The 15,113-nt window shown below is 60.5% G+C and carries 13 protein-coding genes; 4 read left to right on the top strand and 9 right to left on the bottom strand.

The window, feature by feature from the left end:
• Nucleotides 1–1,158 precede the first annotated feature (1,158 nt).
• On the top strand, nt 1,159–1,575 hold the full coding sequence (locus tag BV106_RS20220; RefSeq protein ID WP_038167576.1) for a response regulator: 417 nt from the start codon (nt 1,159–1,161) through the stop codon (nt 1,573–1,575).
• 256 nt (nt 1,576–1,831) lie between these two features.
• On the opposite strand, the gene BV106_RS20215 is transcribed toward BV106_RS20220, so the two are convergent.
• Both BV106_RS20215 and BV106_RS20210 read right to left on the bottom strand, forming a co-directional pair.
• A complete protein-coding gene (locus tag BV106_RS20215; RefSeq protein ID WP_038167574.1) occupies nt 1,832–2,119 on the bottom strand; it encodes a hypothetical protein in 288 nt (95 codons plus the stop codon).
• A gap of 185 nt (nt 2,120–2,304) precedes the next feature.
• The gene (locus tag BV106_RS20210) at nt 2,305–2,997 is read right to left on the bottom strand and encodes a response regulator transcription factor (protein ID WP_081891998.1); all 693 of its coding nucleotides are present in this window, start codon (nt 2,995–2,997) and stop codon (nt 2,305–2,307) included.
• A gap of 190 nt (nt 2,998–3,187) precedes the next feature.
• Here BV106_RS20210 and BV106_RS38715 point away from each other — a divergent pair, with 190 nt between their 5' ends.
• The 3 genes from BV106_RS38715 (at nt 3,188) to BV106_RS20200 (ending at nt 5,236) form a co-directional block, all read left to right on the top strand.
• Entirely contained in the window at nt 3,188–3,343 is a 156-nt protein-coding gene (locus tag BV106_RS38715; RefSeq protein ID WP_265595886.1) for a hypothetical protein, read from the top strand.
• A gap of 344 nt (nt 3,344–3,687) precedes the next feature.
• Nucleotides 3,688–4,266, top strand: a complete 579-nt coding sequence (locus BV106_RS20205; protein WP_038167571.1) for a YdeI/OmpD-associated family protein — start codon at nt 3,688–3,690, stop codon at nt 4,264–4,266.
• A gap of 130 nt (nt 4,267–4,396) precedes the next feature.
• On the top strand, nt 4,397–5,236 hold the full coding sequence (locus tag BV106_RS20200) for a hypothetical protein (protein ID WP_038167568.1): 840 nt from the start codon (nt 4,397–4,399) through the stop codon (nt 5,234–5,236).
• 9 nt (nt 5,237–5,245) lie between these two features.
• Here BV106_RS20200 and BV106_RS20195 read toward each other — a convergent pair whose 3' ends face one another.
• The 7 genes from BV106_RS20195 to BV106_RS20165 all read right to left on the bottom strand — a co-directional run bounded on the left by BV106_RS20195 (nt 5,246) and on the right by BV106_RS20165 (nt 15,027).
• A complete protein-coding gene (locus BV106_RS20195; protein WP_038167711.1) occupies nt 5,246–6,040 on the bottom strand; it encodes a succinate dehydrogenase/fumarate reductase iron-sulfur subunit in 795 nt (264 codons plus the stop codon).
• Between the two features lie 73 nt (nt 6,041–6,113).
• Nucleotides 6,114–8,114, bottom strand: coding sequence for a fumarate reductase/succinate dehydrogenase flavoprotein subunit (locus BV106_RS20190; protein WP_038167710.1), 2,001 nt, complete (start codon nt 8,112–8,114; stop codon nt 6,114–6,116).
• Nucleotides 8,115–8,165: 51 nt separating this feature from the next.
• The gene (locus tag BV106_RS20185) at nt 8,166–8,867 is read right to left on the bottom strand and encodes a succinate dehydrogenase cytochrome b subunit (RefSeq protein WP_038167709.1); all 702 of its coding nucleotides are present in this window, start codon (nt 8,865–8,867) and stop codon (nt 8,166–8,168) included.
• 65 nt (nt 8,868–8,932) lie between these two features.
• Nucleotides 8,933–9,463, bottom strand: a complete 531-nt coding sequence (locus BV106_RS20180) for a DUF1269 domain-containing protein (protein ID WP_038167567.1) — start codon at nt 9,461–9,463, stop codon at nt 8,933–8,935.
• 9 nt (nt 9,464–9,472) lie between these two features.
• Nucleotides 9,473–11,785 carry an acetate/propionate family kinase gene (locus tag BV106_RS20175; protein ID WP_051946096.1) on the bottom strand — a complete coding sequence of 771 codons (2,313 nt, stop codon included), beginning with the start codon at nt 11,783–11,785 and terminating at the stop codon, nt 9,473–9,475.
• Nucleotides 11,786–11,822: 37 nt separating this feature from the next.
• Nucleotides 11,823–13,679 carry an aspartate ammonia-lyase gene (aspA, locus tag BV106_RS20170; protein ID WP_081891996.1) on the bottom strand — a complete coding sequence of 619 codons (1,857 nt, stop codon included), beginning with the start codon at nt 13,677–13,679 and terminating at the stop codon, nt 11,823–11,825.
• A gap of 16 nt (nt 13,680–13,695) precedes the next feature.
• Nucleotides 13,696–15,027, bottom strand: a complete 1,332-nt coding sequence (locus BV106_RS20165) for an anaerobic C4-dicarboxylate transporter (RefSeq protein ID WP_038167564.1) — start codon at nt 15,025–15,027, stop codon at nt 13,696–13,698.
• Nucleotides 15,028–15,113: the final 86 nt, after the last annotated feature.

Genomic DNA, 15,113 nt, shown 5'->3' with positions numbered 1-15,113 from the left:
GATCCTGGGCACACCCGCGTCACTCTCACCCTACAGCCGCGCAGGCCGGAAGACATCTCCCTCTGCCTAAGCGTCACCAACACCGGTCGTAGTCGACGTGAGGATAACAAACCAATCGCGTGCGTTTGGGATTGGCACCAAGGAACCGACTCTGGCTCAGCTCTCAGTAGGTCCCCTCAGAGGATTTGGGCCTGAAAGGCCCACAGAGCCCAGCCCAGGGGCAAAGGCCACGAAGTGGACGGAGACCCTGGGTACTCCCATAGAGGATGTTCAGGTGGGAAGGCCAACAGCATCCGCTATCGGCCCACCGCAATCAACACCTCCACTTCGGTTGGACCTGATGTCATGCGCTGACTGACGTTCGCGGCAAGATGCCGCAAACAACACGCAGGATGCATGCGCTCCCCGAGCTTCCCAGGCACAGGCCATTTGAGGCCTGTCAGTCTGAGCTTCACTACCCAGGTTCCTTGGCAGGCACTTGTCTCCCCGTCTGCCACTTCCCTCCCGCTAAACACCTCCACCTGCCCAACACTCGCCCCTCCTCCGCGAGGCCCGCACCGCAGACGCTTCAGCTAGTGCCGGCCAAGGAACCTGGGGGACTGACGTGGAGGTGTTGATGGCGGTGGGGAGAAAGGGAATGCTGTCCGCCTTCCCACCTGATCATCCTCTGCGGGGGTACCCAACGTTGACTCGCTTAGGGCTCGTCCAACGTTGGGCTGTGTTAGAGATCCCCGCTGGGGATCAGCTTCGAACTGAGAATGGCACCTCCGGGTGGTTCCTTGGCGGCCACCCCAAAACGCGCGCGGTTGGTCTGTTCTCCTCACGTCGTCAACTACATGGCCGCTGGGTGATTGGTCAGCCATCACCAGTGGGCAAGCGCACAGGCGTCAGCCACCAGGCCGCCTACGGCCGCGTTGGCTGGCAGGCATTCCTCTCCGCCAAAGCTCGCCCCAGGCTCACTCCGCCAGTTAGCATGACAAGAATCATTCTGGGCATCTTTCGCCATCTCCAGTCCCGGCATTCACTTCGAATGAACACGCTTTCTTTTGTCTCTTATTTCTCGCGTAGGCACTTGTGGTGAGGCAGGTTTGTCACCCCTCACCTGGGCGTGGGCGGCGTTTCAAGGCTCGCCCCAGGACATCCCCTCACCCGCATCTCATGCCCCGTCCCCCAGTTGATCCCGCCACCCGCCTTCCGGGCCTGCGTGTCGTTGTGGTTGAGAACCATGAAGACACTCTTCTTTACCTCACACGCTACTTGAGATCCCTGGGTCACCAGGTACAGTCCGCCACCAGCGTGCAGGAAGCTCTGGAGCTGGTGCCGGGCAGCGATTGCCAGGTCCTCATCTCAGACATCGGTCTGCCCGATGGAGATGGCTGGGAGATGATCTGCCAGATCAACCCCGCCCGTCACGTCTATGCGGTGGCCTTCAGCGGCTACTGTTCAAGGGAGGATCAAGAGCGGAGTTTTGCGGTGGGTTATCACCGCCATCTGACTAAACCCGTCACGCTAGACCACATCAACGAGGTACTAGCGGCCGCCCGGGCTCATCAGAATACCTTTGCCTCGGAGTAGAGCGGGGCTTTCCCTGTCTGCCCGCGCCAACGCCCTCAAGTTCGAGGCAAAACCTCGCTCGAATGCACGTAGTGCGAATGTTTGGTTGCAACACGAGAGGCCCCACGCTGACTGCCGTTCCCGGCAAAATGCCGGAAACAGCACGCAGGGATGCGTGCGCACCCCTGGATTTTCCGGCACATGTCGTACTAAGACCTGTCAGACCGCCACAACTTCTCTCGCGGGCCACTCGCCAACGTTGAGCGGCCTCAGGAGGTCAGCTACCCCGCTTGGCCTTCTTCGCCTTGGGCGCCTTCACCGTCGTGGTAGGGGCACTCTGAGCGGTTGTCGTATGGCCATTGGTGCCGCCCGCTGCGGTCTTGATGGGCGAGGCATCCCGGGCACCGGAGATCCAGTCATGAAGGGGGAGCCATGTCTCCTCGCCGCCCACCCGCACAAAGTCCTTCTCCGTGAGGATGCTTCTTTTGTGGAAGTCGATGATTTCGTCGGACTTGAAGCCACCCAGTTCTGTGAAATTACGGCTGATGTAGATGAGCTCGGACATGGAGATTGGTGTGTATAAAGAGTTGCGCCATGCGGCCTCACGAGCCTATGGCTTCGCGATCATTCGCCCCCAAAGGGTGCATCGGTCTCTCCAATTTAATCCCTGATGCGCGTATCGGGGTGGGCGCTCAGCCGCTCACGATTCTCCACCGTTTGCGATCGGTTCCTTATACGGCCGCCGTGCCATCACGACATCAGCCTCTCACGCCATTGCAGCGCAAAGTTCACCAACTGATCTGCGGTGCTCAGCTTCAGCCTTGCCATGATGTTGGCTCGATGGGTCTCAATCGTCTTGATGCCGAGACCGAGTCGTTCGGCAATCTGTTTGGTGCCGTAGTCCTTGGAGAGCCATTGGAAGACTTCCATCTCACGATCCGTGAGACACGAGAGGTTCTCCCTGTCCTCCTTCTCTGACAACCGTTCCGAATGTTCCAGCCTGTACACCAGGTGATCCACCAGCTTGGGGGGCAGGAAGAACTCCTTCCGCAAGATCTGCTGCACCGCGGGCTTGAGCAGGCTCTCGATATCGTCCTTCACCAGATACCCGTCCGCACCAGCCTCCAGGGCCTTGAGCCCGAAGAACGACTCATCATGCGCGGTCAGGATCAGCACGGCAGTGCCTGGAGACAAAGACCTGATCTCCGGGATCAGTCTGATGCCGTCTCCATCAGGCAGATGCACATCTACGATGGCCAAGTCTGGCTGAAGGGTGCGCACGGCCTCGAGTCCGGATGCCACGTCTGAAGCCTCGCCGCAAACAAGGGCACCGCCTATTTTATTGATCCATTCCGCGACGGCCCTTCTAAACAAATGATTGTTTTCAATCAGCAGAACACGCGCTGCCGACTCGGGATTTGATGCGGAGGGTTCTTCGTTCAAGAGCGTGTTTTCATGGAAACTTCATGACTGCCCCAGTTCTGACCGGATCGCGCTCTCCGGAAGCACGCCCTACCACACTTTCAGGTGAAACCCTTACCCCAAGAGCCGCAATTTTTTCGCCACGCCCCCTTCCTCCGAACGCGTATCTCTTTCCGCCCCCCTGAACCAGCAAGATTTGCCCTTTATCCCTATGAACATTTCTCCGGGAAATTCTGACGATACTGAGCAGCAGCACATCCACCCCACGGACGATGAAAGAGTGGATGAAGCGATTGACGAGTCCTTTCCCGCGAGTGATCCCCCCTCCTGGACCGCAGGGGTAGACCATGAAGAGGGCGGCTCCTGACCTTCGGCCCGTCAACCGAACTTTCCATGAACCTCAGGAAGTGAGTGGCGACCGGAGGGATGCGGCTCACAGGGAAAAAGAAGAGCGGGGACTCCCATCCCCGCCCTCCGACTAACAACTCTCACAACAACAAGACATCGATGAATCGCCACCAGCCAGGGTGGCGCGCTTGTCAGGAAAAAGTTTTTCCTTTTCGTGCAGGATTCCAGCACGCTGCACCGCAGCGCCCCCAGTCAATTGCGAGGGATGGCAATCAAGCCCAGCCTCCCACCCAGCAGTTGCGGCCGGTGGACGCACTCCGTATAATCGTGCGCTATCCCCCACCCGCCTCACCAACGCCCTCTATGAATCCCAAGGTCGATGACTTCCTGAGCAGAGCCAAGAAATGGCAGGATGAACTGACGAAGCTGCGAGCCATCGCACTCTCCTGTGGGCTGACAGAGGAACTGAAATGGGGCAAACCTTGCTATACCTTCGAGGGCCGCAATGTGGTAATCCTGATCGGCTTCAAAGAGTACTGCGCCCTCCTGTTCTGCAAAGGCGCCCTGTTGCAAGATGCCAAGGGGATCCTGGTACGCCCCACGGAAAACACCCAGGCAGCGCGTCAGGCCCGCTTCACCAAGAGTGCTGACATCGTCAAGAACCAGGCCATCCTGAAGACCTACATTCGGGAGGCCATGGAAGTGGAGAAGGCAGGCCTGGAGGTGCCACTCAAGGACATCTCCGAGCACCCCGTGCCAGAGGAGTTTCAAAACAAACTGGACAAGAGCCCCAAGCTGAAAGCTGCCTTCAAGGCCCTCACCCCGGGCCGGCAACGAGCTTACCTGCTGCACTTCTCCAGCGCCAAGCAATCCAAGACCCGCGAGTCACGGATCGAGAAATGCACACCCCAGATCCTCGCAGGCAAAGGCCTGGACGACTAGGGCGGACCTGGGTGGGGTGGGCGTCGATCCGAAGGGTTGCGACAACCGGTCGATCTCCTGGCTACTGCTGCTGTTCACTCCGATTATGTTCAGAACAGACGCTCCTCGTCCGTTTGGGACATAGCCACTTATGCTCGCACACCTGCCGGGTTTCACCGTCGTCACGCTCACCTCAAGATGGATCCCGGGTACCCTGGCCGCCCTCGGCATACTGCTCTGGATCGTCGGCGTCTGTTTCCCCGTCTATTCAGAGCCTGGCATTGCGCAGCGCTTGTCTCACGAGTTGCAATCTCTCCCAAGTTCCAGCCAGTCCCGTGAGTGGTACCGGCAAATGAAGAACTATGAGACGCCTCACAAGCGTCTCACGGATCTGGGCCGTGGCATGATGGCGCTTGGGGCAGGAGTGCTGGTCGCTCACTACGTGGGAGCCTTCTATCTTCGTCACCAAGGCTGGAAGCGAATAGGCTACTTCTCCGTGGTCTGGCTGGGTCTGTGGGCCATCAAGATCCCCTTCTCATCGTGGTATTATAAAGTTCGTCTGTGGCGGTGGGACTTTCCCATCTGGGACGACGTCACCACTATCAACGTGATGAGTGAATCCATGGTCTGGATAGCAGGTGCCTTAGTTTCTCTGCCAATAGTGTTCGCCTTCCTGTTCCGTCATGAATTTGCCTCCAACCTGCCCCCGCGCCGACCATCAGGGTGGTTGCGGTGGGCACGAGCCCTGGCACTCTGGCTTTGGCTTGCGTTGTTAATCGTCATCGTGGGTGCCTCCGTCTGGGATGGAGATGAAGGCATGATCATTTCCTGCGTCGGAGCCATGCCACTGCTGCTGGCTATGCTCTCCGCAAACCCAAAGACCGCAAACAGCCCCACCACGCCCGCCGCTGACGCTTCCCCTCTTTTACCGCCAACCGATCAAACATCTGAATCACCGATCTACCGGTTTACTGAATTACCGAAATACTGAATCACCACCCTACCCTTCCCCGCCGCCCTTGCCCACGGGGGCCAGGAGGGTGTCATGCACCACTGCCAGGGTGTAGTCCCGGTTGAGCTTGGAGATCCATCTCACCCCAATCCGCTTGGGACAGGCGGCCTCGCACTCGTATTGGTTGGTACAGTTGCCGAAACCGGCCTCGTCCATGGTCTTCACCATGCCCAGCACGCGGCGGTGCTTCTCCGGCTGCCCCTGCGGCAACATGTTGAACTGACCCGCCTTCGCTGCGGTGAAGAGCATGGCACTGGCGTTCTTACACGAGGCCACGCAGGCCCCGCAGCCAATGCACTCCGCAGCGTCCATGGAGGAATCCGCCGCCTCCTTGGAGATCGGCAACGCATTCGCATCCTGGGCCGCCCCCGTGCGCACGCTGATAAAACCACCTGCAGCCATGATGCGGTCAAACCCGCTGCGGTTCACCATCAGATCCTTGATGATCGGGAAGGCCTTGGCTCGAAAGGGCTCAATCCAGATGGTGTCGCCGTCGTTGAAAGTGCGCATGTGCAGCTGGCAGGTGGTGGTGCCGCGCTGAGGCCCGTGCGGCACCCCGTTGATAACCATGCCGCACGTGCCACAGATGCCTTCCCGACAATCATGGTCGAAGACCACGGGATCACCAGAGACGGAAATCAGCTTCTGATTCACAATATCGAGCATCTCTAGAAACGAGGCCGTTTCTGGAATTTCACTGGCTTCGATTTCCTGAAACCAACCACCGGCATCAGGACCAGGTTGACGCCAGATTTTCAGGTGCAAATTCAGAGTGCGGGCCATGGAAGTCTTCAGGTAAAAGTTGCGGAATAGAGAAGGCATCGTCCCCGGGCAAGGGACCCATTGCGAAGGAAAGTCAGACGTAACTGCGGACGGCCAGGTGAGCCTCCTCGAACTGGAGAGGCTCCTTGTGGAGAATTGACCGCGCGATATCGCCGGTGTACTCCCACGCCGCCACATAGGTGAAGGCCTCATCATTGCGTCTGGCCTCTCCAGCCTGGCCCAGCTTCTTGGCCTCATCGTCCTTCGTGTACTGATGCTCCACGCGGAAGTGTCCACCGCAGCTCTCCTCACGGTGCAGGGCATCGATGCACATGAGCTCGCCAAACTCGAGGAAGTCCGCCAGACGACCGGCTTTTTCCAGCTCCTGGTTCACATCAGTCCCGCTACCAGGCACCGTGACATTGTTCCAGAATTCTTCACGTAGTTCTGGCAGTCGCGCCAGCGCCCGCCGCAAGCCTTCGTCACTGCGCGCCATGCCGCACTCATCCCACATGAGCAGCCCGAGTTCGCGATGAAAGCTGTCCACAGATCGCTTGCCGCGGATGTCGAGCATCTTCTTGGTGCGAACATTGACCGCCTCCGCCGCCTCCCGGAAGGCCCCGTGCCCGGTCGTTACCGACCCCGGCTTCTGCGTGGCCAAATAGGGGGCAATGGTGGTGGGAATGACAAAATAGCCATCTGCCAGCCCCTGCATGAGCGCACTGGCCCCCAACCGGTTGGCACCGTGATCAGAGAAATTCGCCTCCCCCAGTACAAAGAGTCCCGGAAGATTGCTCATGAGATTGTAGTCCACCCACAGTCCGCCCATCGTGTAGTGCACCGCGGGGTAGATGCGCATGGGTCTTTCATACCCGCTCTCTCCTGTGATCTGCTCATACATCTCGAAGAGGTTGCCGTACTTCTCCGCCACCACTTCCTTGCCCAAACGCTGGAGCTCCGCCTGTGGGAGTTCCCTGCCACCCGCACGATCTTTTCCGTAGCGCTCTATCGCGTCCGCAAAGTCCAGATACACGCCGAGCCCGCCCGGACCCACGCCCCTTCCTTCATCACAGGCTTCCTTCGCACTACGGCTGGAGATGTCACGCGGAGCCAGATTGCCGTAGCTCGGATACTTGCGCTCCAGATAGTAGTCCCGGGCATCCTCCGGAATCTCACTCGGGTGCTTGCCACAATCTTCTTTCTTCTTCGGTACCCAGACACGACCATCATTGCGAAGCGACTCAGACATCAGCGTAAGCTTGCTCTGGTAGTCCCCGCTCACAGGGATGCACGTGGGGTGGATCTGCGTGTAGCAGGGATTGGCAAAGAGCGCCCCCTTCTTGTGTGCCCTCCAGATGGCCGTGGTGTTGCAGCCCTTGGCATTGGTGGAGAGATAGAAGACATTCCCGTACCCTCCCGTGGCAAGGAGCACGGCATCTGCCGCATGCACCGTCACCTCTCCGCTCACCATGTCCCGCACCACGATGCCCTTGGCATGCCCTTCCACCACCACCAGCTCGAGCATCTCTGTTCTAGGAAACATCTGCACATTGCCGCGGGCGATCTCCTTGCTGAGAGCGGAGTATGCGCCCAGGAGCAATTGCTGGCCGGTCTGTCCCCGGGCGTAGAAGGTACGGCTCACCTGAGAGCCCCCGAAGGAGCGGTTCGCCAGCAGCCCACCGTACTCCCGCGCCAAGGGCACGCCCTGGGCCACACACTGGTCGATGATCGCGGAGCTCACCTCCGCCAGTCGATACACATTGGCCTCTCGCGCGCGAAAGTCTCCACCCTTGATGGTGTCATAGAACAGCCGGTGCACTGAGTCGCCGTCGTTCTGGTAGTTCTTCGCCGCATTGATCCCGCCCTGCGCAGCGATGCTGTGCGCCCGCCGTGCGGAGTCCTGGTAGCAGAAGCACTTCACCTTGTACCCCAGCTCAGAGAGCGTGGCCGCCGCGGAGGCCCCCGCAAGACCGCTGCCCACCACCAATACGGTAAACTTCCGCTTGTTTGCCGGATTGATGAGCTTGGACTCCTGCTTGTGGCGGGTCCATTTCTGGGCCAGCGGCCCCGCGGGGATTTTCGCATCGAGCATGATCGTGGACATGGGCGCGGAAGGTTGAGGTGTGAATGAACATCTGGCGTTGGCTCAGTGAACCCACTTGAACCAGACGGCGAGCACGATGAAGGCATTTCCCCCAAAGATGAGAGCGGCATACGCCCGTCCCACCATCCGGAAGGTCCCCATGGTGCGCGGAGTGCTGAGGCCCAGCGTCTGGAACATGCTGCTCACCCCATGGCTCAGATGGGAGCAGAGCATGGCCATGGCGATGAGGTAGAACACGGAGGCCGGCCACCACGAGAATCCATCAATGACCATGCGGTACACATCATGCACCTGCTCCCCGTGCAAGGTGGTCTTGTAGGTGGCATACTCATTCCCCACCCGGAGGGTGAAATGCATGAGGTGATACACGATGAATGCCAGCAAGGTAAGCCCGCTGAAGATCATGGTGCGAGAGGATCGGGTGGCCTGGATCGTTGCATCATACCCATAGCGGCCAGGACGGGCCGCGCGATTCTCCCTGGTCAACTGCACTGTCAGGACCACATGCACCACGGTACACGCCAGCAGCCCGATGCGCGCCACCCAGACCCCCATGCCGTGCAGCATCGTCTGAAGCAGGTGTCCATACTCATTGATCGCGTCCGGCCCGGCAAAGATGAGAAGGTTACCGATCATGTGGCCCAATACGAAACCGGCCAGTACCGCGCCAGTCACGGCCACCAGCGCCTTCTTTCCGATGGAGGAGCCAACCGTCAATGCCACCGCATGTGTGAGAGTGCTCATGATGATGAAGATGATGAATCGGGTTGCATGAAACTTCTGAAAACATACTGACAATGACCCGAGGGCTATTCGGGATCCTTCCTCTCCAGCAGGGCTCTCAGCCGGGCTTCATTCTCCGGCGGAAGTGGTGCCTGCAACACCCGGCACCGCCCGGCAAACCGCTGCAGCCCGGCCACGACCTCGTCCGGGTTGGTTTTGCGCACCAAAACGAAGAGCGCTGAGGTACCGTTCGTGAGCGTACTCCCCAGTTCTCGCATGAATGCATCACTGATCCCCACGTCAGAGAGCCTGCCGGAGATCGCCCCGATGCCCAGCCCCAGCAATACTCCGGATGGATTCAGAAAGATGAGCGAGGCCAGTAGCCCGGCAAAGGAGCCATAAGTGGCACCGATCACGGCCAGGTTATCCTGCTGGTGGAGCGTCACCTTCCCCTTCTCGTCCCGCACCACGACCACCATCTCCACCGCATCCATGGTATGCACTTCCTGCAGCCTCGTCAGCACACCCCGCATGTCGAAGGCCTCAGCGGCATTGTCAAACGCCACGACCACCAGCCGGGTGTCACTGATTCTCGCGCTGTCGTCAGGTTGTTCCATAGATACCTCCTAACCATCCTCCTGGATGCCATCGATGAAGCCCTGTGCCCCGTTTTGCAGATTGGCCGCATTGGCTTCATCCGTATCAATGTGCATCGCCAGGGCATAGCTGGGATCCACGCGAATCCGTACGTCGCCAAAGATCAGTTCCCGCTCCCCCTGCACGCGGATCCGCACGCTGCTCTTGTCCCGCACGCCATATCTTAAGGCATCGGCCGGGGTCATGTGGATGTGCCTCAGCGCGCAGATCACTCCCCGCTCGATGTTCACGCTGCCTGCAGGCCCCTCCAGGGTGCAACCTGGCGAGCCATCGATATCCCCGGACTCGCGGATGGGCGGCTGGATCCCCAGCTTAAACTGCTCCGTCATCGCGATCTCCACCTGTGTAGCCTTCCGCGCCGGCCCCAGCACCCGGACCCGTTCGATGCGGCCCTTGGGCCCCACAATGGTGAGCTGTTCCTTGCAAGCAAACTGCCCGGGCTGGGAGAGGTCCGCGTGCTTTGTGAGCTCGTGCCCTGCACCGAAGAGGGCCTCCACATCGGAGGCAGAGAGATGGATGTGGTGCGCGGAGACCTCGATGGGCACAGGCGCATCCCGGCAGGCGTCGCTGGCCTTCACCAGGTAGTCTCGCGTCAGCACCCGCAGCGTCTCACGGGCGATCATGCGCTCCTCATCGGTGGGCACCACCAGCACCGTCACGGGCGAGCCAGCGGCGGAGATGCAGCTCACCACTCCGCTGACCACGCGGCGGTTGAGCTCCTCATCCAGCAGGATGCCCATGCATCCCAGGCCCTGGAGCGCTGTGGCCCGAACGCCAGCGCTGCCCTGGCCGATGCCTGCTGTGAACAGGACCACATCCACGCCCCCCATGGCGGCAATGTAGGCACCGATGTACTTCCTCACCCGATAACAAAAGACCTTGAGCGCCGTCAGAGCCCGTGGGTCCCCTTGCTCCGCCGCCTGCTCCACCTCGCGCATGTCGCTGGAGATTCCGGACAGCCCGAGCAGGCCGCTGCGCTTGTTCAACATTTCATCGAACTGCTCCGGCCCCATCCCCTCCGTGCGAGCCAGATGCGCGGCCACCCCAGAGTCGATGTCTCCGCAGCGGGTCCCCATCAGCAGCCCTTCCCCCGGCGTCAGCCCCATGGAGGTGTCCACCGAGCGACCGTGGTCGATGGCGCAAATGGAGGCCCCATTGCCCAGATGACAGCTGATGATGCGCAGATCCCGCGGCCGTCGCCGCAGGTGCTGGGCCGCAGCCAGCGTCACATAGCTGTGAGAAGAGCCGTGGAAGCCGTAGCGGCGGACACCCTTGGTTTCATAGTACTCATGAGGCAGGCCGTAGAGATAGGCCTGGCTGGGCAGGGTCGCATGAAAGGCCGTGTCAAACACCGCCACGTGCGGCACCCCGGGAAAGGCCCGCCGGGCCTCGCGGATGCCCGCGGCATTGACCGGGTTATGCAAAGGCGCGAGGGCGCCCAAGGCCTCGATTTCCGCCAGCACAGCGTCATCAATGATCGTAGCACTTGAGAACTTCTCCCCGCCATGCACCACCCGGTGCCCTACCACCGTCACCGCTGCGCGATCCTTCAGCACCCCAGATTCAGGATGTACCAGGGCGCTCTGCATTGCCTGGAAAGCCTCTGCAAAGCCGCCGGAAGGCAGGTCTTGCTGCAGCTCGCCTTTGGCGGACTTCTGGCTGAGTCTCATTCCAGGCTGGCCAATGCGCTCCACCTGCCCGCCGGCGGAAAGCTCTGGCGTCTCACTGTCAAAGTACCGGTACTTCAGTGAAGACGATCCGCAATTGATCACCAGGATACGCTCCGGCCGTTCCCCCTTGAGCTCCAGAGGGCCCCCTTCAGCAGGTTTGCGGTTCAGTGCAGCCGCTCTGGCGGGGTCCTGCAGGGCCAGCTGCACGCGCGTGCTCACCGTCAAGGCGATGAGTTGGGCCGCACCGGGATTGGCCATGATCCGGCTCTGGAACAAGGTCAAAGGAACCAGCATGATTCGGCACGGCGTGGCTGCCACCAGATCCGCCACAGCGGGATCCCCACTCATCAGGGCCAGTTCACCAAACGTGCCCCCCGCCTGGATCTCCCCCAGTGGCAGCGCCCCGGCGCCTGAGGAGGGAATCAATCCGTGAATCACCCCCTCCAGCAGCACGCCCAGGAGGTGCACCTCATCCCCGCCGTGGAGAATCACCTCCCCGACCTGGTAGTCCCGTACCAGGGAACCTTCTACCAGATCACGGCGCTGGGCCTCCGTGAAGTGGGAGAGGAGCGGAACGCTCGTGTTGACAAAGGCCAGATCACTCGCAGTCATGACTTCAGCGTGAGCAAGCAGGTTGCATCGTTGTTTCCTACACCTGGCGCGGGTGGGTCATATTCTCCGGCTTGAGCAGATCATCCAGCTGCTCCCGAGTCAGCCAGCCTTTCTGCAGCACCAGATCATACACGCTGCCCCCCGTCTTCAGCGCCTCCTTGGCGATCGCAGCACTTCGTTCATACCCCAGCACCGGATTCAGTGCCGTGACCAGCCCGATCGAGTTGTGCACGTATGCCAGGCAGCGCTCACGATTGGCCTCGATGCCAGAGATGCACCGGCTGTTCAGGATGATGGCGGCATTCCTCAGGAGGGTGAGACCGAAGAGCAGGTTAAAGGCAATCACCGGCTCCGCCATGTTCAACTCCAGTTCACTGGCCTCGGCAGCCATGGAGACCGTCACATCCGCACCGATGATCTGGAAGCAGATCTGGCTCACCACCTCCGGCACTACGGGATTCACCTTCCCCGGCATGATGGATGAACCCGGTTGCATGGGAGGCAGCTTGATCTCATACAGACCGCAACGCGGTCCGGAGGACAACCAGCGCAGGTCGTTGCAGATCTTGGAAAGCTGGACCGCGGCCGTCTTCATGGTGCCGCTCATGAGCGAGAACTCGCCGGAGTCCTGCGTGGCTTCCACCAGATCTCCAGCGAGCGTGACGGGAATGCCACTGACCTCAGCGAGCCGCTGCGTACAGAGGGCTGCATATCCGGGCGGGCTGTTCAGCCCCGTGCCAATTGCAGTGGCTCCCATGTTGATCGCCAGAAACTCTCCGCCCGCGTGCTTGAGATGGCGGATGCCATCTCCGATCATCACCGAGTAGGCGCCGAACTCCTGACCCAGCGTCATCGGCACGGCATCCTGATTTTCCGTGCGTCCCATCTTCAGCACATCGGCGAACTCTTTCGCCTTGTTTTCCAGCGCCGTACGCAGTTCGCGCAGGGCAGAGAGCGTATCCTGCAGTGTCAGGATGACGCCCAGCTTGATAGCTGTCGGGTACGCATCATTGGTGGATTGCGAGCAGTTCACGTGATCATTGGGGTGGAGATGCTGGTACTCCCCCTTCTTATGACCCAGGATCTCCAACGCGCGGTTGGCGATCACCTCGTTCGCATTCATGTTCGTGGAGGTGCCGGCACCTCCTTGAAACATGTCGATCACAAACTGATCGTGCAGCTTGCCAGCCAGGATTTCATCACAGGCCTTCACGATCGCCTCCGCCCTGCCCTGCTCCAGCACGCCCAGCTCGCCATTGGCGAGGGCGGCAGCTTTCTTGACCAACGCCAGCCCGTTCACGAAGTGGCGGAAGTGATACAGATGAATGCCAGAGAGCGGAAAGTTCTCCACCCCACGGATCGTCTGCACCCCGTAGTAAGCATGATCCGGCACATCGCGCTCACCGAGCGAATCATGTTCACGACGCACTGCGGAGATCTCTGCGGGCCCGTGTTCCCCGGCGATGCGCCCGGATGCCAGGCCAATCCGATCACTGAGCCGCGCCGCGACCCGGCCGGCGATGCGGTAGTAAATGTCCGGCTTCTCTGCACGGATCTTCTCCAGGATGGCCCGGGTGATCTGCCAGACCGCTGCACCCCGCGGAGCCGTGGCGCTGGTGGCGTGGGGAGAATCATCCAGCATCACCCCCTCACTGAGAATGGCCCCAGGCTTCAGCGTGGCCAGGATCACACTGCGGGCCTGCGCACCGCGCTGCACCTCCACCTCTCCATCAAGCACAATGCCGAGCCAGAGACGCGGCGTGCTCTCATGAAAGAGATAGGCACCGGATTCATAGGAAACAACTCCACCCTGCTGAACGACGGCGGCCAGATCCTCCGGCGCAATGCCCATGCGCTGGGCGGCTGCTGAAATGGTCTCTTGATTCAAGTTCATGGTATGAATTCTTCGGTTACTTTGGAAAGAGGGCTCCGATGAGCAGCCCGATGGTCACAGCCCCCACCGTGCAGATGATGCCCGGCATCATGAAAGAGTGGTTCAGGAGATACTTCCCGATCCGCGTCGTTTTTGACCGGTCGAACTGGATGGCGGCGATGATCGTGCCGTAGTTCGGGATGAAGAAGTAGCCATTCACAGCAGGGAACATCCCGACGAGCAGCGGCGCAGGGATGCCCAGCGAGAGTCCCAGCGGCATCAACGCCCGCGTGGTGGCCGCCTGACTGTAGAGAAGCATGGAGGCGAGGAAGAGGCCGATGGCAAAGGTCCACGGGGCCGCCCTCGCCATGTCGCTCAACCCTCCGATGATGACCTCACGGTTCGCGTTGATAAAGGTGTCCCCCAGCCAGGCCAGGCCCAGAATACCGACAATGGCCGTGATGCCGGACTGGCACGTCTTGCACTTTGGCACCTCCTCGACCGGAGCCTTGGTCACCGTGAGGATGATCGCAGCCACCGCCAGCATCACGATGGCGATCGAGATCGGCATCGACATCACAATGGGTTTGGCAGCGCTACCGACTGTGCGCAGTTGGGGGAAGATGCCCGCAAGAACAATGAGGGCTACGCCAGTGAGAAAGATCAGTGCGCTGGCCTTGGAGCCCTTTTTGAGGGGAGCCACCGTGCCCGAGGCACTTTTACCAGGAGGCTGAAGCTCGCCTGATGCCAGAAGCTTCTGATACTCGGGATCATCCTTCAACTCCTTGCCCACGCGAAGCTGGAAGAAGGCCGCGATGATCACGGCGATCAGCGTGGAGGGCACACAAATGAGCAGGATCTGCACGAGGCCTATTCCGTGCGAGGCCATCAGTCCGATCATCGCCGCCGTGGCCGCCGAGACCGGACTGGCTGTGATCGCCTGCTGGGAGGCAATGGTGGCCACGGCCATGGGGCGCTCAGGCCGGATGCCATTTTCATGAGCCACCTCATAGATCACCGGCAGCAGCGGATAGACAATGTGCCCCGTGCCTGCGGCAAAAGTGAAAGCGTATGTCACCAGCGGTGCCACGATCGTGACCTGCTTGGGATTCTTCCGGATGATCTTCTCCGCCAGGCGGACGAGGAAATCAATGCCACCCGCCACCTCCATGGCAGAGGCCGCCATGATCACCGTGAGTACGATGAGAAGCACCTCTCCGGGGATGGCCGCCGGAGCGGCGCCGAAACCGAGGACGAGCACCAGCAACCCCACAGCGCCCCAGAGGCCCAGGCCCACCCCGCCAGCCCTGGCCCCCATGGCGAGCGCCCCCAGGATGACGGCAAATTCAAGGATCAGTTTGATGTCCATGTTATGAGTCAGCCCAGCGGCTGGTCGTTGGTTCTATGTAATACATTACCTCTGGTTCTGCGGCAGATCCCATGATGGACCCGGAA

This window comes from Verrucomicrobium sp. BvORR106, assembly GCF_000739655.1.
Taxonomy (GTDB): Bacteria; Verrucomicrobiota; Verrucomicrobiia; order Verrucomicrobiales; family Verrucomicrobiaceae; genus Verrucomicrobium.
Note: the sequence above shows the minus strand (reverse complement) of the source record. Positions and strands in the feature narration are given on the sequence as shown.